This is a genomic window from Parasedimentitalea huanghaiensis (assembly GCF_009753675.1).
Classification (GTDB): Bacteria; Pseudomonadota; Alphaproteobacteria; order Rhodobacterales; family Rhodobacteraceae; genus Parasedimentitalea; species Parasedimentitalea huanghaiensis.
Genome location: NZ_WQLV01000010.1, coordinates 141,405 through 163,483, shown reverse-complemented (window position 1 = coordinate 163,483; position 22,079 = coordinate 141,405). Strand labels below are relative to the sequence as shown.

General features: G+C 53.1%; 19 protein-coding genes. 10 read left to right on the top strand and 9 right to left on the bottom strand.

The annotated features are described in order from the left end of the window. Entirely contained in the window at nt 1–1,236 is a 1,236-nt protein-coding gene (locus GO984_RS16330; protein ID WP_157023685.1) for a glycosyltransferase, read from the top strand. Next, nucleotides 1,211–2,107 (top strand): NAD-dependent epimerase/dehydratase family protein, encoded by an 897-nt coding sequence (locus tag GO984_RS16325; RefSeq protein ID WP_167740379.1) that lies wholly within the window; start codon nt 1,211–1,213, stop codon nt 2,105–2,107. Before GO984_RS16330 ends, GO984_RS16325 begins: the two co-directional genes overlap by 26 nt. Nucleotide 2,108: 1 nt before the next feature. Here GO984_RS16325 and GO984_RS16320 read toward each other — a convergent pair whose 3' ends face one another. Next, nucleotides 2,109–3,416 carry an O-antigen polymerase gene (locus GO984_RS16320; protein WP_167740378.1) on the bottom strand — a complete coding sequence of 436 codons (1,308 nt, stop codon included), beginning with the start codon at nt 3,414–3,416 and terminating at the stop codon, nt 2,109–2,111. A 183-nt stretch (nt 3,417–3,599) separates the two neighbouring features. Between GO984_RS16320 and GO984_RS16315 the strand changes: the two genes are divergently transcribed. Continuing rightward, complete coding sequence (locus tag GO984_RS16315) at nt 3,600–4,739, top strand: DUF1972 domain-containing protein (protein WP_157023682.1); 1,140 nt, start codon at nt 3,600–3,602, stop codon at nt 4,737–4,739. On the opposite strand, the gene GO984_RS16310 is transcribed toward GO984_RS16315, so the two are convergent. Both GO984_RS16310 and GO984_RS16305 read right to left on the bottom strand, forming a co-directional pair. Next, nucleotides 4,736–5,578, bottom strand: coding sequence for a phage head spike fiber domain-containing protein (locus GO984_RS16310; RefSeq protein WP_157023681.1), 843 nt, complete (start codon nt 5,576–5,578; stop codon nt 4,736–4,738). The genes GO984_RS16315 and GO984_RS16310 overlap by 4 nt on opposite strands. A gap of 92 nt (nt 5,579–5,670) precedes the next feature. Next, nucleotides 5,671–5,934 carry a spike base protein, RCAP_Rcc01079 family gene (locus tag GO984_RS16305; protein WP_157023680.1) on the bottom strand — a complete coding sequence of 88 codons (264 nt, stop codon included), beginning with the start codon at nt 5,932–5,934 and terminating at the stop codon, nt 5,671–5,673. Nucleotides 5,935–6,296: 362 nt separating this feature from the next. Between GO984_RS16305 and GO984_RS16300 the strand changes: the two genes are divergently transcribed. Beyond that, nucleotides 6,297–7,463, top strand: coding sequence for a nucleotide sugar dehydrogenase (locus GO984_RS16300; RefSeq protein ID WP_157023679.1), 1,167 nt, complete (start codon nt 6,297–6,299; stop codon nt 7,461–7,463). 85 nt (nt 7,464–7,548) lie between these two features. Here GO984_RS16300 and GO984_RS16295 read toward each other — a convergent pair whose 3' ends face one another. After that, the gene (locus GO984_RS16295; RefSeq protein ID WP_157023678.1) at nt 7,549–8,811 is read right to left on the bottom strand and encodes a replication initiation protein; all 1,263 of its coding nucleotides are present in this window, start codon (nt 8,809–8,811) and stop codon (nt 7,549–7,551) included. A gap of 576 nt (nt 8,812–9,387) precedes the next feature. Here GO984_RS16295 and GO984_RS16290 point away from each other — a divergent pair. The 3 genes from GO984_RS16290 (at nt 9,388) to GO984_RS16280 (ending at nt 13,826) form a co-directional block, all read left to right on the top strand. Beyond that, nucleotides 9,388–10,773 (top strand): AAA family ATPase, encoded by a 1,386-nt coding sequence (locus GO984_RS16290; protein WP_167740377.1) that lies wholly within the window; start codon nt 9,388–9,390, stop codon nt 10,771–10,773. Beyond that, nucleotides 10,766–11,833 carry a ParB/RepB/Spo0J family partition protein gene (locus GO984_RS16285; RefSeq protein WP_157023677.1) on the top strand — a complete coding sequence of 356 codons (1,068 nt, stop codon included), beginning with the start codon at nt 10,766–10,768 and terminating at the stop codon, nt 11,831–11,833. The genes GO984_RS16290 and GO984_RS16285 overlap by 8 nt, the downstream gene beginning before the upstream one ends. 184 nt (nt 11,834–12,017) lie before the next feature. Further along, the gene (locus tag GO984_RS16280) at nt 12,018–13,826 is read left to right on the top strand and encodes a hypothetical protein (protein WP_157023676.1); all 1,809 of its coding nucleotides are present in this window, start codon (nt 12,018–12,020) and stop codon (nt 13,824–13,826) included. 2 nt (nt 13,827–13,828) lie between these two features. On the opposite strand, the gene GO984_RS16275 is transcribed toward GO984_RS16280, so the two are convergent. Further along, on the bottom strand, nt 13,829–14,764 hold the full coding sequence (locus tag GO984_RS16275) for a GlxA family transcriptional regulator (protein ID WP_157023675.1): 936 nt from the start codon (nt 14,762–14,764) through the stop codon (nt 13,829–13,831). Nucleotides 14,765–14,845: 81 nt separating this feature from the next. Between GO984_RS16275 and GO984_RS16270 the strand changes: the two genes are divergently transcribed. The 3 genes from GO984_RS16270 to GO984_RS16260 are packed head-to-tail and all read left to right on the top strand — an operon-like array spanning nt 14,846 to nt 18,818. Further along, nucleotides 14,846–16,006: an acyl-CoA dehydrogenase family protein gene (locus tag GO984_RS16270; protein ID WP_157023674.1), complete on the top strand. Its 1,161-nt coding sequence runs from the start codon at nt 14,846–14,848 to the stop codon at nt 16,004–16,006. A gap of 11 nt (nt 16,007–16,017) precedes the next feature. Next, on the top strand, nt 16,018–18,039 hold the full coding sequence (locus GO984_RS16265) for an acetate--CoA ligase family protein (protein WP_157023673.1): 2,022 nt from the start codon (nt 16,018–16,020) through the stop codon (nt 18,037–18,039). Continuing rightward, the gene (locus GO984_RS16260) at nt 18,039–18,818 is read left to right on the top strand and encodes a carnitinyl-CoA dehydratase (RefSeq protein ID WP_157023672.1); all 780 of its coding nucleotides are present in this window, start codon (nt 18,039–18,041) and stop codon (nt 18,816–18,818) included. The genes GO984_RS16265 and GO984_RS16260 overlap by 1 nt, the downstream gene beginning before the upstream one ends. A 75-nt stretch (nt 18,819–18,893) precedes the next feature. On the opposite strand, the gene GO984_RS16255 is transcribed toward GO984_RS16260, so the two are convergent. From GO984_RS16255 to GO984_RS16240, 4 genes are read right to left on the bottom strand one after another with little or no spacing between them, the layout of a single operon-like run. Beyond that, nucleotides 18,894–19,664, bottom strand: coding sequence for an ABC transporter permease (locus GO984_RS16255; RefSeq protein WP_138163510.1), 771 nt, complete (start codon nt 19,662–19,664; stop codon nt 18,894–18,896). After that, complete coding sequence (locus GO984_RS16250; protein ID WP_138163511.1) at nt 19,661–20,413, bottom strand: ABC transporter permease; 753 nt, start codon at nt 20,411–20,413, stop codon at nt 19,661–19,663. Before GO984_RS16250 ends, GO984_RS16255 begins: the two co-directional genes overlap by 4 nt. Nucleotides 20,414–20,422: 9 nt before the next feature. Continuing rightward, the gene (locus GO984_RS16245; protein WP_157023671.1) at nt 20,423–21,193 is read right to left on the bottom strand and encodes a transporter substrate-binding domain-containing protein; all 771 of its coding nucleotides are present in this window, start codon (nt 21,191–21,193) and stop codon (nt 20,423–20,425) included. Nucleotides 21,194–21,237: 44 nt separating this feature from the next. Further along, the gene (locus tag GO984_RS16240; RefSeq protein WP_157023670.1) at nt 21,238–22,035 is read right to left on the bottom strand and encodes an ABC transporter ATP-binding protein; all 798 of its coding nucleotides are present in this window, start codon (nt 22,033–22,035) and stop codon (nt 21,238–21,240) included. Between the last annotated feature and the right edge of the window lie 44 nt (nt 22,036–22,079).

Sequence of the window (22,079 nt, the reverse complement as noted above, 5' to 3'; positions counted from 1 at the left end):
ATGCGCATTATTTTAGCTCATAAATTTTGGGAACTGACAGGCGGAGCGGATGTTTTCTTCCGCGAGACTGAACGCGTGCTACGCGAGGCAGGCCATACAACCCAATTGGTAGCCACAGGTACGCCTGCTGCAGACGATCCCGAAAATCTGATGTTAATGCAGGCCCCTAAATATGATCAAGGTGGCGCTTTGAACAAAGCGCGCCATTTACCTGCAGCCATATATGACAAAGCGAAACGTGAAAAGTTCCGCGCTTTGATCCGCGAATTTCGCCCGGATATCGTCCATATTTTTGCGATCAATGTCCACCTGAGCCTGTCAATAATTGATGCAGCCGAGGCCGAGGGCATCCCTATTGTCGCGACGTTCAACGACTACAAACACCTTTGTCCAAATTATAAGCTCTATGATGGCAAGGACATTTGCTTTGCTTGCAAGGGCGGGAAATTTTATCATGCTGCCCTAAAATCATGCTGCAAAGGTAGCCGTGCATTATCAGCGGCATCGACAATCGAAGCTTATGTCCATAGCGCTAAGAAGCTGTACCAAAAAATAGATCACTTCACCTTCTCCAGCGATTTTTTGGCTCAAACCACCCAGGAATTTTGGCCGGATAGAGATTTAAGCTGGTCAAAATTGCTCAACCCGTTTGATAGCGCCAAATATGAGGCAACCAAAGCCCACCAGCCCTATGGACTCTACTTTGGTCGGATCATTGGCGAAAAAGGTGTCGACTGCATCGTTTCCGCAGCAGACAAAATTGACGGTTTTCCGATTAAAATCATTGGGAACGGCCCTGACGAAGATATGCTCCGTGCCCAAGCCGCAGAGCGTGGATTGAAAAACATCGAGTTTCTGGGACCAATGTGGGGCGATGCATTGGATGAAGTGCTATCACAGGCTGGCTTTGTCATAGTGCCTTCAACCTGGCATGAAAATTTTCCTTATGTCATCAATCAGGCCTTCGCGTTTGGGCGCCCTGTTGTTGGCAGCAACCGTGGTGGGATCACTGAACTTGTAGATCATGGTGAACGCGGCTTGATCTTTGAACCGAAGGATCCGGATGCCCTGCCAAAAGCCATCCAGCACCTAGCCGAAAACCCCGATGAGATGCTGCGCATGGGACGAAACGCAAAAGAGTACTCAGATGCGCTGTTCAATGACGCCACCAGTCTCAAAAACCTGCTAAAGGCCTATGAAGGAGGAAAAAATGCATTTGCTCATCATAGGGGGTAACGGATTTATTGGTCGCCACTTTGTGGACCGGGCAGTTGCGGACGGGCATCACGTTACCATTGTGAGTCGCAGTCGGGGCCCCGAACGCACCGGTGTGACTCAACTCACCGGTGGGATCGAAGCACTTTGTGAGGCGCCCGAGATACTAGATCGAATTGATACCGTTTGCCATTGCGCCTCGATGTCAATTCCAGCCAGCTCTGCCGCCGACCCAATTGGTGATATAACGGGAAACCTCCAACCTCTTTTGCTGTTGTTAGACACAATGCGGCAACGCGGTTTGCGCCGAATTGTCTTTCTGTCTTCTGGTGGTGCTGTCTACGGTATACCGCGCAGCATGCCTATTCCTGAAGATCACGCCTGTGCGCCGATCAGCCCCTATGGCATCACTAAGCTGGCTATGGAAAACTACCTAGCATTCTACCAGGCACAGTATGGATTTAAGCCGGTAATCATCCGTCCCGCAAACCCCTATGGGCCAGGACAAGGGAAAGTCGGTCAATTGGGTGTTGTCTGGACGTTCCTTCGGATGCTTCAAGAAGGCAAAACCGCCACCCTATTTGGTGACGGCAGCACCCGCCGCGATTTTGTGTATATTGACGACCTTTGCGATTTGATGATGCGGGCAGTTTGCTCGGACGTCGTTGGGGCTTTCAATTGCGGAGGCGGAGGCTCTGGAACAGAGCTGAACGAACTTATCAATACACTCCACACGGTGACAGGCCAAACGTTAGATGTTCTTCACGAACCTGCCCGCGCAATTGATCCTCCGGCAATTGTATTGGATATCAATCGGGCCGCTGTTGAACTTGGCTGGACGCCACGTGTTTCGCTAAGCGATGGTGTTCACAAGATTGTTGCAAAGATGTAGCCTAGGGTCGGCGAATACGCTCGCCTAGGGAAATGTAAAATGCAAAACCTCCCAAGATCCAAAAGTTTGACAAGGCCAATAAGCCTGTCAGACTCCCAAGACAAACGGAACTGGTAGCAAAAGCGGCGAGCGTGACCCGAGCCGGAGTTGGGGAATGTTCCACTTTTCGAACCAAAAGGCCTATTATTGTGCCATAGATGAACGGGTATAGCGCCAAACCAAAGACACCAAAATCGGCATAAGATTCACCGAGTAAAGTCAGGTTTAATCCACCACCATCAAAATCCAACCCCGACCACTTTTTAAGCTTCTCATCCAGTAGTTCTTGCTTGCCCGGCAACATGGTTGCCAACGTAGTCACTATCACGCCTCCATTCAGATGGTTAACAAGCTTTGGAAAAACATCTAGAGCCGTCAAAAAACCAAATGAATAGTTTGAAAACTGAGCACTCGTCCAATGGAAAAACATTCGAATAGGATCGGTGTTAAACTGTGAAAAATAGCTGATTGCTGCAACTTCTTGTGTTAGCGACAATCGATAGAGCCTACCAAAACCCATAACCAGAATACCAATGACGGAACCTGCACTAATAAGGAATATTCGGGCAGACTTCATATGTTTGGTTGAGAATATATAGATGAAAACGAGGTTCATCGCGATAAACATCAACGGATTTCGCCATCCTGGGATGAAATTGGCGAACATCATTAGTCCAATGGCTCCCCACATCCAAAACTTCTGTTGAAGTGAATGCCGAGTGGTTGACAGGAGAAACATCGCCCACATGAAATACACTGGCAACTGACCGGATCGAAGCATAAAAATGACATAAGAAGATACTCGCTGCCGAACCTCAAAGCGGTAAACGAGAGCATCCGGGCGAAATGCAGGTATACCTCCAACGGCAACGAAATAGAAGGTAGCAAGAACCGAGAGCACTAGAAACACCATCATTCTACGCTTTAACGCCCTGGTACTTATCTGGTCAGGCGCAATTTTCGGTCCTGGCCTGACAAAATGCTTTCCCGCCAAATACCCAAGTGCTAACGTCAGCAGAGCAAATCCCCCTGCATAGGCGATGAAAATGGCGTTGGGGTTACCACGTATCAGCCATTCCTTGGCGCCAAGCCCATAGATAAAGAACCAAATTACTGATATTGCTTGAATGGGGTATCCAAACCTTGGCCCTCGCACTGCAGGCAATGCCCAACAGACCACCACCGCCGCTACAAAGAAAACTATTGCGCCATTGAAGCGTTGGAGACTCGTATCATTCAAGGTAAACAAATATATTGCGGGGCATGCCATTAACGTTGCAAAAATTATTACAATCTGAACATGCAGAGCTAGCGCACGGCGCCTTTTGGGCATATTATTTTGATCAACTGATAAAATGGTCAAAAGAGATAAAGTCCCTTGTTTTACATATCACTGTGAAGTGGTAGTAGGTTCGTATGTAGTTAAAATTCATTTACAAGGCTTTGAGCCAAGATGCACATTAATATTCTAGGTATCCGCGGCATTCCTGCGGCACATGGCGGATTTGAAACGTTTGCGGCCCAATTGGCACCTTGGTTGGTGGCGCATGGTCACACAGTCACTGTTTATTGTCAGGACGACGATGGTGAAAAGGGTCCTTGGGTTGACGAATGGCACGGAATTGAGCGGGTCCATTTTTGCCCTAAGCGTAGCGGCGCTGCTGGCACAATGGAATTTGATCTTGAATGCGTGCACCATGTATTGAACCAGCCCGGCATTGACCTAGTGTTGGGATACAACACTGCCATATTCAATGTTTTACAACGCTTTAAGCGGCGTAAAATCATGATGAATATGGATGGCATTGAATGGAAGCGGGCCAAGTGGAGCTTGACGGCGAAAATCTGGTTCTTCCTCAACGAGGTTGCAGGGGCAAATCTGTGTCATGTGCCCATTGCAGATCATCCAGAAATTGCCCGCCACGTACGGGCGCGCAGTTTGCGCAAGCCGGTCATGATCCCTTACGGGGCAGACCGGATCGACACAGCTGACGAATCTCACGTCACCGCATTGGGGCTGGCCCCAGATAATTATTTTGTATCGATTGCCAGAGTTGAACCAGAAAATTCGATTCTGGAATTGGTACAGGCCTTTAGTAACGTTGAAACCGATGCAAAATGCGTCATTTTGGGCAAATTCGCCGATGGAAACGCCTACCACGCAAAGGTCAAGGCTGCGGCCGGGCCAAATGTCGTTTTCCCAGGGGCAATCTACGATCAGAAAGTTGTCTCTGCATTACGGTTTCATGCCCGCGCCTATTTGCACGGGCACCAGGTCGGCGGAACAAATCCATCGCTGGTCGAAGCGCTTGGGGCAGGCAATGCAGTGATCGGCCATGATAATCGCTTCAACAGATGGGTGGCAGGCTCTGAGCAGTATTTCTTCTCAACCATTTCAGATGCCCAGGCCCAGATGGAGCGTGTTTTGCAAGACGATGATCGCTTGTCCTTAGCCCGTTCAGCCGCCCGTGAGCGGCATCACGAAGCGTTTCAATGGAGCGACATTCTTGCCCAATATGAAACCGCGTTGCTCGATCTTGACCAGACACGACAAAGTGCAACGGGCCGCAATCGCCGCCCGTCTCTGAACTAGAGCTTACGGGTTGTGATTTGTTTCAGGGTATGGCCAGTGGCGATCACTTCATACCCTGAAACAACTTCTACAGCAGTGTAAGTTTCACTCGGCGCGTCTGCGTAATGGAGTGAGATTTCGTAGGTCCCATCGGCCAGTGCCAGTGTCAATCCGTCGGTGGCCCTGACGCCTGCTGACGCGCCAGACAAAATAAAGCTGGAATATTGCGCAGACTGTTCAACCTGAATTCCAAGCAGCTCAATCGTCTCGCCCAATGTCGACGTTTGTGGCCCAAGCCCGATTTGATAGGGACCAGTGACATCCGAAAGAAAGACAAAGCGAACGCGCCGGGTAAACCCATCCAACAGCCCCTCTTCAATGATATCAGTGCAGATCCCCAGTTCAGTACGGATGTTGCTCATCGACCCGACTGTTCCTGCAACTTGAGTTTCGCCGCCAGCACCGGAAATGGAAATCCTTGCGTTTGGCGAGGTTCCCACCCGCATTAGACAGGTAACTTGGTACAGCTGCCCAGAGGTCAAAGAAACGTTCTGTTTGACCCTCCCCCACACTTGACCTGTGGATGCCACCTCAACGCCTGGGAACATCCCAAGTGCATTGAGGGATAAGTTCGATGTTGTGCAGCTGTCTGTTATCCAATCAGCAACTGAGGCCCGCGAGTGGACCACTAGGTTGGTAGCCTCCGGTTCAAACCGAAGCCCCAAAAGCTTCCCGGTCAGAGGAGAATGATCAAACCTTGGCGCATCAGCGACACGTGTGACAAAGTTCCCGTTGTTCTGTACCTCAATCGCCTCTGAAGCCCGCGTGAATGTGGCCACAGCAGGTAGCGATCCAGACATGAAACTATAAGTTTGAGAACCGTTGCCTCGCTCAAGCGAGACATCTAGCCCTGGCCCTGTTGACGAGCTCTTGAAACCGACGCCGAACATATTCAAACAACAAAGGCATGAATGCTGTCAGCGGTGGTTCCTGTCACATGGACGCGGACGGCGCCCACGGGAAGGATGCTCATATCAGGCACGTTGACAGTGCGAGTGGCGCCCCTTGCGGTCGTAAAGGTCAAACTGCCACCGATTTCGACATAAAGAGCAACCGCCACTTCTGTCAAATCAATTGAATCCGAAGGGGACACTGGCAAGATATCAAGAGCAGGGCCAGAAAGCGACGGCACGCGGTTTTCAAATGGGTTTTTCATGTCCATATCCTTCGTGATTTACGACATGGCAATGATGTTGGTTAGATATTGAAAATATCTAGCAACAGCGTACGCCCCCTACTCATTGTTTTTACTTGAACACCTGTCAAACAAGGTCCAACCGCGTAAGCGATTGAAATTAAATATACCTTTTCAAGGCTGTCTAAAGGTATGGAGCGCCGTCGCTGAGGACCAAAACGCTCGCAGGGTATCCGTTTATCTGCCGATGTATAGGTTGCGACGATGGTTATGCTGCTTGGGTTCCCAACCGCACAGCCTATGGAAATCGATTCTTTTTGGTAGTGGCCTGAAGCCGTTTTGGGTACATAAGACCTCGCTAGAGGCTAATTTGGATTTTGAAAATGAAAATTACAGTTGCCGGCATTGGGTATGTTGGCTTGTCGAATGCGGTACTGTTGGCGCAGCATCATGACGTGACCGCGGTTGATATTTCCGAACAGCGCGTTGCATTGGTAAATAGTCGTAAGTGTCCCATCGTGGATACGGAGCTTGAGGAGTTTTTAGCGAACAAGGCTCTCAATTTGGTTGCGACGACAAACTCTTTGGCAGCGTATAAAGATGCGGAGTTCGTGATCGTTGCAACGCCGACGAATTACGATCCCAGGAACAACTATTTTGATACCTCCAGCGTTGAACAGGTGATCCGCCAGGTTCTTGAAGTGAACAGCAAAGCAACAATTGTGGTTAAGTCCACTGTTCCTGTGGGCTTTGTATCAAGCCTCCGTGCCGATTTGGACACCCAACAAATCATCTTCTCCCCAGAATTCCTACGCGAAGGCCGTGCACTCTACGATAACTTGTACCCCTCCCGAATTATCGTTGGAGAACGCTCTGAAAGGGCCGCGATCTTCGGAAGTCTGTTGCAGGAAGGGGCGATCAAAAAGGATATCGAAGTCCTTTTCACCGATGCCGATGAAGCTGAAGCCATCAAGCTCTTTTCCAATACCTATCTCGCCATGCGTGTTGCTTTTTTCAACGAGCTGGACAGTTACGCGATGGCTGCTGGAATGGACGCACATCAAATCATCAAAGGGGTTAGCCTAGATCCACGTATCGGTGACCACTACAACAATCCATCCTTCGGATATGGCGGCTACTGCCTGCCAAAGGATACCAAACAGCTGTTGGCGAACTACAACAACGTACCACAAAACCTTATTCGCGCCATCGTGGATGCCAACCGAACCCGCAAAGATTTTCTGTCAGACCAAATTCTGATGAAGGGCCCAAAGGTGGTGGGTGTCTATCGCTTGGTCATGAAGGCAAATTCTGACAATTTCCGCCAATCTTCTATTCAAGGCATCATGAAGCGACTTAAGGCCAAGGGCATTGAAGTCATCGTGTATGAACCGGTTCTGGAGGAAGACCTGTTTTTCCGCTCTCGTGTGGTGAACGATCTAGAGACGTTTAAATCCCAGGCCGACATCATCATTTCAAATCGCCTGACCGATGAAATTCGTGATGTCGAAAGCAAAGTGTTTACCCGCGACATTTTTGGTGCTGACTAAGAGAGCAGCTGGAAAACCTGTGTTGCCATACTGGTGCCCGCGATAAACCCATTGGCAATACCGTCAGCTTTACTGCACGCCTGCCCTATTCGTCAAAGGCTGCGGGTTCCAGTTCGCTCCAAAAGGCGATGATGGCACTGGCGTTCAGGCCTGAATGCCAGCCATGGGTGCGAAAGTTCTCGCGCTCCAAATCCCCATCAAGACTGGCGATGAACAGTTGCTTGTCAGCGTTGCGCTGGGTTGGGTTTCGCCGCGAAACCAGATCAGCCACAACTTCTAACTTACGCGCTCTTTCGGCCCGTTCAGCCTTGCGCTGGTGATAGGCAGCGTCTTCCTGATCCCGTACGGCCTGTTTCAAACGCACTGCTTCAACAGCCTCGGGACTTGGCTCTTTTGCTTTCGGCTCTGTCTTTGGCTGATAATCATCTCTCAAAGCTGCAGACAGGTACCCAACAGAGGATTTTACCTCTCCTTGCCCAATCATGTAGTCCAGTTTCTGCAGTACATACTCTTCGCCATGTTCTGCAATCCATTGGCGCGCCAAGCGGTCAGAAACGCCCTGCCCTCTTAGCGCCTTGTAGACATCCATGCCACGCGCGCCATCGCTGTCGTCAATTTGGAACATTGCCATCTGTGGGTTCTCGCGGATCAGAAAGCGGATATCTGTAACCGCCCTGCCCTTTTTGCGAAACTCGGGTGTGATGACTATATCCGAGCTCTTATTGACCTCCCCCACAGCTGGTTTGATGATTTTGGCATTCAGGTGCTTAAAGCTCTCGTAGTAGCTCGACCCTTGCACCCCCATCAGTTTTCTAAACGTTTCCAGGCTCCACCAGCCGGTCGACCCAGTGCGCACAAACCGATAGCAGTTTTCATATAGCGCCAAGCCGTGGCCAGAGCTGAAATTACGCTGAATATGCACATTGATCAGAGCATAAATTTTGGGATCATGCAGTTTCTGCGCCAACGCAGGCGAATAGGCGTATTCGCAAACCCCGTTTTTCAGCTTAGCAAAAGACAGAAGTGACGAGACCCCCCATTCCTGGCGACCTTGCTCATCCAGCATATCCCACTCTGCCACCGTTTCAGCCAACGCCCGCAGACTGGCCCGCAGAGTGTCAAAATCATTGGAGTTATATCCAACAATAGCGGCCAGTGTTCGGGCATCAATTGAATGGGTTTGGGCCGTGGTGAGCGCATCATAGGCATTGAGCAGTAAGACGTTCGATAACTTGCGCTGCAGCAAACTTAGCTTTCCACTGATATGAATCGCAGCGACATTCTTCTTGACCGTCTCGCGCCGAAGCGCACCGGTTAGCTGGTCTATATCAATCTGGGTATCCGGCATGGCGGGGTATCTGCTCTTTTCTTTGTTCTGCCACAAAAGGTACCCAGACATCAATTCATTTTGGTTCCCAAAGTGCACGAAAGAAAGATCCCGTAGACAGGTACCTATAAATGCTCTCTTGAAATTTTACCTGTGGATATCTCCAAACATGGCCGCTAATTTGTGCAACAATTGCCGGATTGAGGCTCTAATCGCGCTTTCTAGAGCCTAAATTGACCCTAGTTTCCCACCCCGAGAATCGGTACTCCTCTTCCTGCAAGTGGGTACCTTTGGCCCTGTAGATGGGTACCCTTGGGACCGGACTCGGGCACCCTTCAGCCTGTATCCGGGCACCCAAATACAGTTAACTCGTTGAAAATAAAACCTAGTTACAGCCTAAAGAATCTAAAACTCCTAAAGATAATAAACTCTTTGTTGTGTCTCAATTTGATTTTATCCATAGGGTTTCGTGGCGAAACCGGTCACTAGTAGACGCAAAACAGCGGAATATTGGGAACGATGCTGGATTGATCACGAAATGTCCGTTATGATCCCCAATATACGCTAAAAAGGCGAACATAACTTTAGGCATAGCAAGTGAGCAGACCGACCCCCCCTACCCTTCCGCCCTACCTGAATCTTGATCCGGAGGCAGCAGCCAAGCGATTACCGGACCCTATTGGCACCAGCCGATTCGCAAAAGCCGCCGCATTCTGTGCTAAAGGCCGTGAAGATCTCGCTCAGCGTGGCTATGCCCCAGATGGTGAAAAACGTCTGCGGAAATTCTCAACCTGGGAGATCACCAAATACCTCATTCCGATTGCCCCTGCCCACCTGCGTCGTGTGCTAAAGGCAAACCCCGACCTGCCCCAGGGCGAAGGAGAAGGGGGTTCCAAGTGGTTCACACTTGAGGAGGTCCTGGCTCTACGACAGTATTTTGCCAGTGAAGGTGTCAGCACAAAGGAATACCTGCCCTACCGGCCAAAGGGTTTACCCGCAAAAGTCGTGGCAGTGGCAAATTTCAAAGGTGGGGTTGGCAAAACAAGCACGGCCGCGCATTTGGCGATGTCAGCGGCCCTGGATGGGTATAAGGTTTTGGTCATTGATCTCGACAGCCAGGGTTCAATGACCTCCATTCTGGGCGGAAAAGTCGCGGATGAGTGGCAAACAGTGTTCCCTTTGATGGCCAAGGACTATGCCAAGGCGGTGGTTGCTGAGAATGAGGTCCGCGTTGCGGCGGAACAGCCTGAAATCCCATTGGACGAAACCCTGCAAGAGGCGTTGAAAACCTCGCCTCAGGATGTGATTCAAAACACCCATTGGCCCAATATCGATCTGATCGGCGCCCAGCTGAACCTGTACTGGGCTGAGTTTCAAATTCCTGTCTGGCGTATGGGGCTGCGCAGCTGGCCGCTTTGGGATGGGCTGACCAACTTTTTGCAGGATGAAGGTATTCTGGATCAATATGATGTGGTGTTCCTGGATACTCCGCCGGCCTTAGGCTATCTAACCATCAATGCACTGGCCGCATCCGATATTCTGCTTGTCCCACTTGGCGCTTCTTTTCTCGAATTCGACTCGACCGGTCGCTTTTTTGATATGCTGTACACAACATTTGCCAGTATCGAAGACGGTGAAAATACCGCACAGCGGGCGGCCGGTTTACCTGAAATAAAGTTCGAATGGGATGTAGTACGTGCCATTGTCACCCGATTTGACGCCAGTCAACAGACCGACATGGCCAATGTTATCCAGGCGTATTTTGGCGATTTCATGAATGCCTACCGGCAAGACTACACAGCTTTGGTTGGGCAAGCGGGTGAGCAGGTGAACGGCATCTACGAGGCTGATTACCGTGACTTTAATCGTGACACCTATGTTCGTGGCCGCGAAACATTTGACCGGACTTATGCCGAGTTCAAAGAGCTATTGATCGGCTGCTGGTGGCGCGATGCCCATATGGGAGATGAGCAAGATGGCTAAACGCAGACGATTGACGGCTCCGGATGCTGGTACGCTGCAGGAGTTGGAGGAGGGTTTCGCCGCGAAACCTTCGCTCGGACCGCTGGAAACCAAATCTGCAACACCACCAATAGCACAGGTCGCAGGCGAGGCGGCTGCACTGGCAGGCATGTCAGCGGTGACGGATCGGGTAGAACTGGCCCGTGACAAAGGGGACGCCGATCGCTGGCGCAAGGCCGAGCAGGCAGGGTTGTTGGTTCAAAGGCTCTCTCTTGATGCAATTGATCAGGACTTTATTCGGCGCGACCGATTAAACGAAGACCCAGAAGCGATGCTTGAATTGGTCGCCTCGATCCGGGCGAATGGACTAAAAGCCCCAATCGAAGTTGCTGTGACCGAAGATGGGTATGGGCTGATTTCTGGGTTCAGGCGATTGTTGGCCTTTCGCCAACTCTCAGCCTCGGACGCTGATTTTGGCGAGATCCCAGCATTTGTGCGCGACGCAGCCGAGAGTGAGACGGCCTATGTCTCTATGGTCGAAGAAAACGAAATTCGCGCAAACCTCAGCCATTATGAGCGCGGGCGAATTGCGGTGCTGGCGGCGGGGCAGGGGGTGTTCCCATCGGTCGAAGCGGCCGTAGACAAATTGTTTTCAGTTGCGTCCAAGGCCAAAAGATCCAAGGTGCGAAGCTTCGCCTCGGTGCACGAAGCATTGGGGGATTTGCTCCGGTTTCCCACCGCATTGACCGAAAAGTCTGGGCTGCGCCTGGCCAGCGCCTTGCGAGGCGGCGCACAGGCGCAGCTACGTGCGGCACTGGATGGTGCAGAGGTCGTGGATGCCAAAGGGGAGTGGCGGGTGCTCCAGCAGGCGCTGACGGGCGCTACGCCGCCAGCTCGAGATGCGTCGCGCGGTGGCCGTCCCCAGCAAATTGTCCGCATTGGTGCCCGCACATTGCCCAAGGGCGGCGAGTTGAGCGCAGAAGTGGTGCCTGATGGGGTGCGGATTGAGCTGAAGGGGAGAGCGCTGAATGCCGACACAGCCGAGCGGATCTTGCAGCTTATCGCCCGTCAAATTGGATAAAGAGGTTTCGCCGCGAAACCTCTTTAGACCGCGGCCATTGTGAAGCGCGCTGAGCCTTCGTTTGCAGGGAGTGTAGGCTACTACGGACTGCACAACGGCGGGAGCGTTTTGCATATTGGCCCATCCCGAACATACTTTTTGAGTAGCACGGTGGGGGCAAGGTAGCTTCGACGGCCCGGTGGATATGGCAAAGGGTTTGATTGATGCTGGTGTAGGGCTCGCCAACGCACCAGCAGACAGCTGGAGCAGTCTGCGCGACCCTTCAGATGCGCCTAAAGATACCCGTGTTTTATACAACGGTTTGTTTCTGGCATCATTGGCTGGAAAAAATGGGAACTTCACCGGAAGTAACCTGCAAGATCTGTACAAAAGAGGCGTTATTTCCGCACCGGGCACAGGGAAACTGCAGTACAACCTACACAATGCAGAACCAAAAGAAATAGAGAGGTTTTTTCAAAACACCGGAAAAATGTCGCTCGCCCAAACCTCTTCTCCTGAATACAACGAGTATATCAAGAGCGACATGGCACACAGCCAAGGAGGCATGATTAGCAATTCGATACTCAAGAAGTACAAGTACCGAGATCTTTTTTCTAAGCGATACGCAGAAATTTTAAATGATTACATACCTGAAGGGAAGAAACCCTATTCCCCTGGGGTTTTGTCCGACTTGCTAGAAGAAGGGCACATCGAATTTAACTCTGATGGCTTCGAGATATCGAGGCCCCTTGGCAGGCAGTCAGATCGGATCGCAATTCTGAAAAGGTCAAAAATACTAGAGGGTTTGGATTCTGACGCCAAAGATATTTATGATGCTGTCGGGTTTTCCGGGGATCCCCGTGTGTCGGATCGAAGCCTGTATCTTGGCACGAACCGATTTGTTGAAAACTTCTCGGACTTCTCGACCCGGCTCGGAGAGTACGTTCAGGCCGTGGAAGACAGTGGTGTCCCGATGACCGAGGGCGAAAAAGCTGATCTTGAGAAATATATGACAAAGGCTAGCGAACAATCACAAAAGGCAGCCAAACATGTTGTGAAACTTGCACAACAAAACTCTGTCAATGTTTCGCAGGACTCCCCAGAAGCACCAAAAAAGGGAAGCAAAGCTGCAATGATCGCTTCCATTATCGCGTCCGCAGGCTTCGTTACGGCAAGCGGAGGGACGCTGGCAATTGGTGCTGGAACTGTTAAAGGAGCTCAACTGGCCGTTGATTTAACAGGATTTGTAGGCTCTGCAGCGTCTCTTACTTCGTCTTCGGCTAATGCTGCTTTTTCTGAAAATGCAGAAACTAAGACACTTGATAAGCGAATAGTCGAAGAATTTTCGGACGACTTTTTAGTTAGGGCCGGAAATGGGCTCCATGGAATGGTTAAGGCTGCGAATTTCTTTAATGAAAACGGGTTGACGGGATCGAACAATATACTGAAATCAATGACAAAAGATGTGGAACAATCAACTGCTTTTGCAGTGCGTGAAGGGAACTCAGCAAACGCAATTTTCAACATAACTCAGCAGCCAAGTTTTCGTAAATATAAAGATAAGCACCTCGAAAAAGAAGTGGCCAGAGTTGGAGAGGATAATTATCTGGTTGCCCATTACATGGGTCACAAAAAGGATATGATGGCGCTCCACGCTGCCGGTTGGGACATTGGAATTACCTTTGCAACAGATGGCTTTGCAAGTGACGATGTGGATGGCGCACATAAAAGTCTTTTGGACAAATTTGAAGACGGTAAAGGCAACCTGACGATACTCTATGAACAATTGCCCGAAAGTGCGAGGTTTCCCTATGATCTCAGGAGAGGCCGTCTTGTTCTGACTCCAAACAAGGATAAGCTGCTGACCGGGATCAAAGATGACAATCATATTAGTACCGGCAGGGCTCACAGCAAGGATAACTCCATCCAAAATTTCAGGGATGATGTTAGAAACCAATTTGCCAGAGAGCTGAAAGACGCCGATGAGTTGGTCGAAGACTGGTGGACGGTTTAAGTTTAACTGCGCATCTGGCGGGGCGTGATACTGAACTCTGCTTTGAACGCACGGGTCAGGGCGCTGGGGTTGTCATACCCACAGCGCCCTGCAATTTCGGACACGGGATGATCGGTGTCACTAACCAGCTTGCGCGCCAGATTAAGACGTAATCTGCGATAGACAGTCTGCGGGGTGGTTTTTAACTCGGCCTGCATCCGGTGTTCCAGAGTTCTTTGTGTGCAGCCCACCCGGCGGGCAACTTCGCTGATGGCCAAGGGGCGCTCTAGATGTGCCAACATGATTGAAGAGGCGCGGTCGACTGTTTTGCTGGTATGAGATCGTGATGAATGGGACCGCGCCGAATCCTGGGTCATGAACAGCTGTGCGACGTCCATTGCCAGCAACTGCCCGTTGTCCTCTCCAATTAGGTGCATGGTCAGATCAAAGGCCGCCATCGCGCCGGAACAGGTTATCCTGTCGCCATCAATCACATACCGCTCACGTACGGCGTTCACCTCTGGGAACCGTTCTGCAAACCCGGTCAGTTCCTCCCAATGTATGGTCGCGCGATACCCATCCAGCAACCCGGCACTGGCCAGTAACCAGCTGCCGGTGTCTAGCCCAGCCAAACGCGTGTAGCGCCTCGCCGCATCTCTTAGTCCTCTGGTGGTCTCCCACCGATCCAGATTGCGAAATTCGTAGGAGGGCATAACCATCAGCGTTGTGCCTGCTCCATCCCTGAGCGCGCCATGTGGGGCAACCTGCATGCCACTGGAGCTGAATACGGGGTCCCCATTCAGTGTCAGAAACCGCCATCGGTACAGCGATTTGCGAGACAGGGTATTCGCGGCGCGCAGGGGTTCGACAGTGTTGGCCAGACAGTGGTTTGAGAAGTGATCAAACAGCAAGATGTCAAAACTTTGGGCCTGATCTGTGCTTTTTGTCGAACTCTGCATGATCAACAACTAACCTTGCACGCCAGCCCAACGCAAGACGCGATCTTATTTCTGCAAACACAGTGTTAGGGGAACCGCAAAATGCATTTTGGCCTGTCTGAAGAACAAGAGATGATCGTCTCGACTGTCCGCAGTTTTGTGGAAAAGGAGATCTACCCACACGAGGCCGAAGTCGAGCGCACAGGGCAGGTCCCACGCGAGCTTGGTCAAGCGATCAAACAGAAATGTATCGATTTGGGGTTCTATGCCTGTAACTTTCCCGAGGAAGTGGGCGGTGCGGGGCTAAGCCACACCGATTTTACCCTCGTAGAACGTGAGTTGGGTCGCGGTTCTATGGCACTGACGCATTTCTTTGGTCGCCCACAAAACATCCTGATGGCCTGCAATGACGATCAGCGCGAACGCTATCTGCTGCCCGCCGTACGTGGCGAGCGCATGGATGCGCTTGCGATGACGGAACCGGATGCAGGATCGGATGTGCGCGGCATGAAATGTCAGGCAGTGCGTGATGGTGGGGACTGGGTTGTGAATGGGTCCAAGCATTTCATATCGGGTGCAGAACACGCCGATTTCTTTATCGTGTTTATTGCCACTGGTGTGGACGAAACCCCAAAGGGCCCCAAGCGCCGCATTACCACGTTTCTGGTGAATCGTGGTACGCCGGGGTTTGAGGTGCGCGATGGCTATAACTCGGTCAGCCACAAGGGCTACAAGAACTATATCCTGACATTTGATGACTGCCGCCTGCCAGATGCGCAGGTGCTGGGTGAGGTGGACGGTGGATTCGCGGTGATGAATGAATGGCTCTATGCTACCCGCCTGACCGTCGCGGCCTTTTCTGTCGGTCGTGCCCGGCGTTGTTTTGACTACGCTTTGAATTATTCAGCCGAGCGTAAGCAGTTTGGTCAGCCGATTGGAAAATTTCAGGGTGTAAGTTTTCAGATCGCAGACATGATCACCGAGATCGACGCCGCTGACTGGCTAACGTTGGCAGCTGCATGGCGTCTGGATCAACAACTGCCAGCCAACCGCGAGATCGCCTCGGCGAAGCTTTACGCTTCTGAAGCTCTGGCGCGGGTCACTGATGCCACGCTACAAATTTTTGGCGGTATGGGATTGATGGATGATTTCCCGATTGAACGGTTTTGGCGTGATGCCCGGGTTGAACGGATTTGGGACGGCACCTCAGAAATTCAGCGTCACATCATATCTCGCGATCTCTTGCGACCTCTTGGCGCTTAAGGGATCTGCCCATGACCAAATCTCTCCGCCGTCTGTTTCAGCCTAAATCTATTGCCATCATTGGCGGTGGGGCGTGGTGTGAACAGGTCATTAAACAATCCGTGGGCATGGGGTTTTCCGGAGAAATCTGGCCTGTTCATCCCAAAGCTACAGAAATTTCAGGGCATCAGGCCTATGCATCACTCACGGATCTGCCAGTAGCGCCTGATGCGGTGTTCATTGGCGTCAATCGCCACGCAACTGTTGGGCTGGTCGCTCGGTTGTCAGAAATGGGGGCAGGGGGGGCCGTTTGTTTTGCTTCCGGCTTTGCCGAGGCCGTTGCCGAGGATGAAACCGGCGATGACCTGCAAGAACAACTGGTTGCGGCGGCGGGGGAGATGCCAATCCTTGGGCCCAATTGCTATGGCTTTGTCAATGCACTGGACGGGGCGCTGTTGTGGCCGGATCAGCATGGTTGCCAGCGGGTGGATCGTGGGGTTGCGATCCTGACGCAAAGCTCGAATATCGCCATCAACCTGACCATGCAGCGGCGCGGACTGCCGATTGCCTATGTGGTGACCTGTGGCAACATGGCCCAGACCTCGCAGGCGCGGATTGCCTCGGCCCTGATTGAGGATCCGCGTGTAACGGCCGTTGGCCTGCATATCGAGGGTTTTTCGGATCTGCGCGATTGGGAGGCCTTGGCAGCCAAGGCATATGCAAAAGGCGTGCCACTGGTGGCGCTTAAGGTTGGCGCCTCTGAGCAGGCGCAACAGGCGACTGTGTCCCACACCGCGTCGCTGGCGGGCAGTGATGCCGGGGCTCAGGCCTTTCTGGATCGGTTGGGCATTCCGCGCCTGTCTGCCTTGCCCGACTTGTTGGAAACGCTGAAGCTGCTGCATTGTTATGGGCCGCTGCCCAGCGGTGATATAGCGTCGATCAGCTGTTCTGGTGGCGAGGCCAGCCTAATCGCCGATATGTCGGTCGAAACCACGCTGAGTTTTCCACCGCTGACCAATCACCAAGAGGCACAACTGCGCGATGCGCTGGGGCCAATGGTGGCGCTGAACAATCCGTTGGATTACCACACCTATATTTGGCGCGATGAGGATGCGATGGCACGGGCCTGGTCGGGCATGACCGGCGATAGCATCGCCATGACTTTTTCCATTGTTGATTACCCCACCACTGATGCGGCGGATTGGGGCTGCGCCACCGGGGCGGCACTGAAGGTGCGCGCAGATACCGGCGCGCGATTTGCAGTTGTCGCGACCCTGCCAGAGCTGATGTCACCAAAGGTTGCGACAGAGCTTATGGCGGGGGGCGTGGTGCCGTTTCTGGGCCTGCGCGAGGCATTGGCCGCCACCCAAGCCGCTGCAAATTTGGGTGCGCCCAAACAGCAACCGGTCTGCTTGCCGGGCACAGCAGAAGCGACACAGATCCTAACCGAAGCAGAGGCTAAACAGGCGTTGGCGGCGTATGGTGTGCTCACCCCGCAGAACCGAACGGTCCGAGGCGCCGACGAGGTGGCCGCAGTTGTCGCCCAGCTGCGCCCTCCCTTTGCGATCAAGGGCGTGGGGCTGGCCCATAAATCAGAACATGCCGCTGTGCAGTTGGAGGTCCAAGCCGAGGATGCTGCGACCGTTGCTGCCAATATCGGCACCGCAGAAGTGCTGATCGAAGAAATGATCACCGGCACCGTGGCCGAGCTGCTGGTTGGTGTCATTCGAGACCCCGCTCACGGGTTCGTTCTGACATTGGGGGCAGGGGGGGTACTGACCGAAATCCTGCGTGACACGGTTTCCATGCTGCTGCCGGTTCAAGCCTCGGACATCGAAACCGCCCTGACCACACTGAGCTGCGCCCCGTTACTGTCGGGTTATCGCGGTAAGCCTGCCGCCAATACCGCTTCGATTGTTGAGGCCGTATTGGCGGTGCAGGCCTACGTTCTTGCCAACGCTGAAACACTCAGCGAAGTTGAAATTAACCCCTTGCTCTGCACGCCTGACCGGGCTGTTGCAGTTGATGCACTTATCCGAAAGGCCTTACCCTGATGTCTCCTATTAAAACCAAACGCGACGGCGCCATTCTTGAGGTCACGCTGGACCGGCCCAAGGCAAACGCCATTGATCTGGCTACCAGCCATGTGATGGGCGAGGTGTTCCGCGACTTTCGCGATGACCCGGACTTGCGCGTGGCGATCATAACGGGGGGCGGGGAGAAGTTCTTTTGCCCCGGCTGGGATCTGAAAGCTGCGGCTGACGGTGATGCCGTCGACGGTGACTATGGCGTTGGCGGCTTTGGCGGGCTGCAGGAGTTGCGCGACATGAACAAGCCGGTGATCGCTGCGGTGAATGGTATTGCCTGCGGTGGTGGGCTAGAACTGGCGCTGTCGGCAGATATGATCTTGGCTGCGGATCGCGCGTCCTTTGCGCTGCCGGAAATCCGGTCGGGCACCGTGGCAGATGCGGCCAGCATTAAACTACCCAAGCGCATCCCCTATCACATCGCAATGGAGCTGCTGCTGACCGGGCGTTGGTTTGATGCGGAGGAGGCGCATCGTTGGGGCTTGGTGAACGAGATCGTTGCGGGGGATCAATTGATGGACCGCGCATGGGAGCTGGCGCGCCTATTGGCCAGTGGCCCGCCGCTTGTCTATGCCGCGATCAAGGAAATCGTTCGCGACGCCGAAGACAGCAAGTTTCAGGATGCTATGAACCGGATCACCAAAAGCCAGCTGGCCTCGGTGGATGTGCTGTATCGCTCAGACGATCAATTGGAAGGCGCGCGCGCTTTTGCCGAAAAACGCGATCCTGTTTGGTCCGGAAAATAGTCAAAACCGGCTTGTTAGAGCCAGTTATTCAAAAAAGGGCCTCGGGTTGAAGAGGTCCTTTTTTGTTGTGTCATCTTATCTGGCAACTTGGTTTTCGAACCGTTTAAAGGCCAGCGTGATCAGCCCGGCGATCACCATATAGACCAAGGCCAGCAACAGCAGCGGTTCGTAGACGATGAAGGTGTCTGATCGAACCCGCGACGACACCGCGTAGATATCTATCACAGTAATCGTCGCCACCAGCGGTGTGGCCTTCAGCTGCAGGATGGTTTCCCCCCCCAAAGTCGGTAACACGTTGCGGACCGCTTGTGGCAACCAGATGCGGCGGAACATGGTGAAACGGCGCATACCAAAGCTTTTAGCGGCCTCTAGCTGACCTTTGGCCACACCCGAAAAGGCACCGCGCATCACTTCACCTTCATATCCGGCATATGACAGCGTCAGGGCCAGTACCGCATAGGGCCAGGCTTGGCGCAGGTAGGGCCACAGCTCGCTGCTGCGAATCCACGGGAATTGCGGAAAAAGCGATCCCAAACCGTAGTAGAGCAGCCATATTTGTAGCAGTAGCGGCGTGCCGCGAATGATAGTGCAGAAGGTGCGGGCGGGGATTGACAGGTACCAAGGTCCAATCGCCTGTGCTAGGCCCAGAGGCACCGCCAGCAAGAAACCCAGAACCGTGGTGAGGGCCAAAATCCAGATGGTGGTCCACAACCCTTCCAGTGCAAGCGGTGCATATTTCGGGATCCAATCCCAGCGCAGCGATAGTGCACACCACAGGACCAGCGCTGCGAAAAGCAGCATCATTACGATACGATGCGGCACCATCAGAGATTTTAGAGTGGTCATGTCCGGTCCTCGCGCAGGGATGGCTGACCACGACGGGCCCATTTTTCAATCCAGGCAAAGACCACGCCGGAACATAAGGTCACGATCAGATACAACGCGCCGGCGGCAAGGAAAAAGGTGAAGTAAGCACGTGTGCTGCTTGCCGCCTGACGGGTTTCCAAGGTGAGTTCTGAAAAGCCAACGATTGCCAATAAGGCGGTGTCCTTGGTGGCGATCAGCCATAGATTGGCCAACCCGGGCGTGGCAAACGACATCATCGCGGGAATGGTGACGCGCCACATGGTCATGATCGGTGGCATACCAAAGGCGCGGGCGGCCTCGATTTGGCCGGGGGGCACAGCTTGGATCGCACCGCGCAGGACCTCGATCGAATAGGCGCCCTGAACAATGCCCAAAACCCAGATGCCGGCCACAACGCCGCTGATCTCAATCCGGCCGTAACCTAGGGCTGAGGACGCTTTGTTGATCAGGTCTGTGCCGACGTAATAGAGGATCAGGATCAGCACCAATTCCGGCACCGCCCTGATCACAGTGGTATATATGGCAAGCAGGTCGCGCAGGACCGGCCCGCCATATAGTTTTCCATAGGCCCCGAAAAGCCCGATCAGCAACCCAAAGCCAAAGGCTCCGAACGCAATTTTCAGCGAGTTCACCAAGCCGCGCAGCAGATTGGCGCCCCAACCCGGCGGCGAGAGCGACAGCAGCTGTGCGCTCTCGGCCAGACCAAGCGTTTCGAGGATCAGTTCCAAAGCGAGATCTTATTCGCTGTAGATGCTGGCGTTGAAGTAGCGCGCGGTGATTTTTTCATGCGTGCCATCGGCCAAGATAGCCGCGATGCCCGCATTCAAAGCGGTTTGCAATGCGTCGTCGCCTTTGCGGGTGCCGGCACCTACGCCTTTGCCCAGGATGGCTTCGTCATTTGCAACCGGGCCTTTGATTTCGCAGCACCCGCCAGCGTCGGACCCAACGAAATCAGCCATGGCGATGCTGTCGGCCTGGGTCGCATCGATGCGGCCAGCGAACAGATCCTGGTTGGCTTCGTCCTGTGTTTGATACACTCGGATTTCGGAGTCTTTGAAGTAGGCCTGCGCATAGGCCTGGTGGATGGTCGAGGCCTGAATACCGATGATCTTGCCTGCAAGTGATTCAGGAGTTGGTTCGATGTCCATCGATTTGTCAGCTACGATCACGGCAGGTGTGTTGTAGTATGCGTTCGAAAAGTCGATGGTTTTGGACCGCTCTTCTGTGATCGACATCGAGGCCATGATGGCGTCGATCTGCTGACCGGTCAGCGAGGGAATGATGCCGTCCCATGCGACAGGGGTGATCACGCAGTCCAGTTCGGCAGCAGCGCAGACTGCGTCGATGACTTCGATTTCCCAGCCAACCCATGTGCCGGATGAATCAACCGATGCAAACGGAGGATAAGCTTCGGCAGCGATGCCAATTTTGACCTGCTCAGCACTGGCAGCGCCTGCAGCAAGGGTGAGTGCTGCAACTGTGGCGGCAAGAATGGTCTTCACTTTCATGACGTTTCTCCCTGAATTGTCATATTTAGAGTCAATCTTGGTGGTTAGGCGACCGAACTGAGAAACTGTTTCAGTCGGGCCGACTGTGGGTTTCCAAAGACTTCGGCAGGTGGGCCCTGCTCTTCGATTCGGCCTTCGAACAGGTATACGACGTGGTTGGCCACCTCGCGTGCGAACTTCATTTCATGGGTGACCAGCAACATGGTGCGGCCTTCGGCGGCCAGATCGCGGATGACCGTCAGCACCTCGCCTACCAGTTCCGGGTCCAGCGCCGATGTGGGTTCGTCAAATAGCATTACATTGGGGTCCACCGCCAGCGCGCGGGCAATTGCGGCGCGTTGTTGCTGACCCCCGGACAGGTAGGCGGGAAAGGTATCAGCCTTATCGCCCAAACCCACACGGTCCAGCAGAATCCTGGCCTGTGCGATGGCTTCGGTGCGCGGTACTTTCAAAACATGAACGGGCACCTCGATCACGTTTTCCAACAACGTGCGATGTGTCCATAGATTGAACTGTTGAAACACCATCGCCAGTCGGGTGCGAATGCGTTCGATCTGACGCCGATTGGCCGGGCTGCCATCGGCATTCATTTCGACCTGCTCACCATCGATGGTGATCTTGCCCGAAGTTGGGGTCTCTAGAAAATTGATGCAGCGCAGCATCGTCGATTTACCGGACCCGGAGCCACCAATGATCGCCACTACGTCACCCTTATGCGCGTTTAGTGACACGCCTTTCAGGACTTCGAGCGAACCAAAAGACTTGTGCAGATCCTCGACCTGAATGGCTTCGCCAAGCGTGTCAGACTCGGGTGATGGCTTTGCAGATGCAGCTGTCGGCATTTTCCGGCTTCCTCACATTTGTGCTTGTAGTAAGGCGCAAGCTT

Bases quoted from the DNA above. Each gene is read 5' to 3' on its own strand.
- GO984_RS16330 (WP_157023685.1), top strand. From the start codon at position 1: ATGCGCATTATTTTAGCTCATAAATTTTGGGAACTGACAGGCGGAGCG.
- GO984_RS16325 (WP_167740379.1), top strand. From the start codon at position 1,211: ATGCATTTGCTCATCATAGGGGGTAACGGATTTATTGGTCGCCACTTT.
- GO984_RS16320 (WP_167740378.1), bottom strand. From the start codon at position 3,416: ATGGCATGCCCCGCAATATATTTGTTTACCTTGAATGATACGAGTCTC.
- GO984_RS16315 (WP_157023682.1), top strand. From the start codon at position 3,600: ATGCACATTAATATTCTAGGTATCCGCGGCATTCCTGCGGCACATGGC.
- GO984_RS16310 (WP_157023681.1), bottom strand. From the start codon at position 5,578: ATGTCTGGATCGCTACCTGCTGTGGCCACATTCACGCGGGCTTCAGAG.
- GO984_RS16305 (WP_157023680.1), bottom strand. From the start codon at position 5,934: ATGAAAAACCCATTTGAAAACCGCGTGCCGTCGCTTTCTGGCCCTGCT.
- GO984_RS16300 (WP_157023679.1), top strand. From the start codon at position 6,297: ATGAAAATTACAGTTGCCGGCATTGGGTATGTTGGCTTGTCGAATGCG.
- GO984_RS16295 (WP_157023678.1), bottom strand. From the start codon at position 8,811: ATGCCGGATACCCAGATTGATATAGACCAGCTAACCGGTGCGCTTCGG.
- GO984_RS16285 (WP_157023677.1), top strand. From the start codon at position 10,766: ATGGCTAAACGCAGACGATTGACGGCTCCGGATGCTGGTACGCTGCAG.
- GO984_RS16280 (WP_157023676.1), top strand. From the start codon at position 12,018: ATGGCAAAGGGTTTGATTGATGCTGGTGTAGGGCTCGCCAACGCACCA.
- GO984_RS16275 (WP_157023675.1), bottom strand. From the start codon at position 14,764: ATGCAGAGTTCGACAAAAAGCACAGATCAGGCCCAAAGTTTTGACATC.
- GO984_RS16270 (WP_157023674.1), top strand. From the start codon at position 14,846: ATGCATTTTGGCCTGTCTGAAGAACAAGAGATGATCGTCTCGACTGTC.
- GO984_RS16265 (WP_157023673.1), top strand. From the start codon at position 16,018: ATGACCAAATCTCTCCGCCGTCTGTTTCAGCCTAAATCTATTGCCATC.
- GO984_RS16260 (WP_157023672.1), top strand. From the start codon at position 18,039: ATGTCTCCTATTAAAACCAAACGCGACGGCGCCATTCTTGAGGTCACG.
- GO984_RS16255 (WP_138163510.1), bottom strand. From the start codon at position 19,664: ATGACCACTCTAAAATCTCTGATGGTGCCGCATCGTATCGTAATGATG.
- GO984_RS16245 (WP_157023671.1), bottom strand. From the start codon at position 21,193: ATGAAAGTGAAGACCATTCTTGCCGCCACAGTTGCAGCACTCACCCTT.
- GO984_RS16240 (WP_157023670.1), bottom strand. From the start codon at position 22,035: ATGCCGACAGCTGCATCTGCAAAGCCATCACCCGAGTCTGACACGCTT.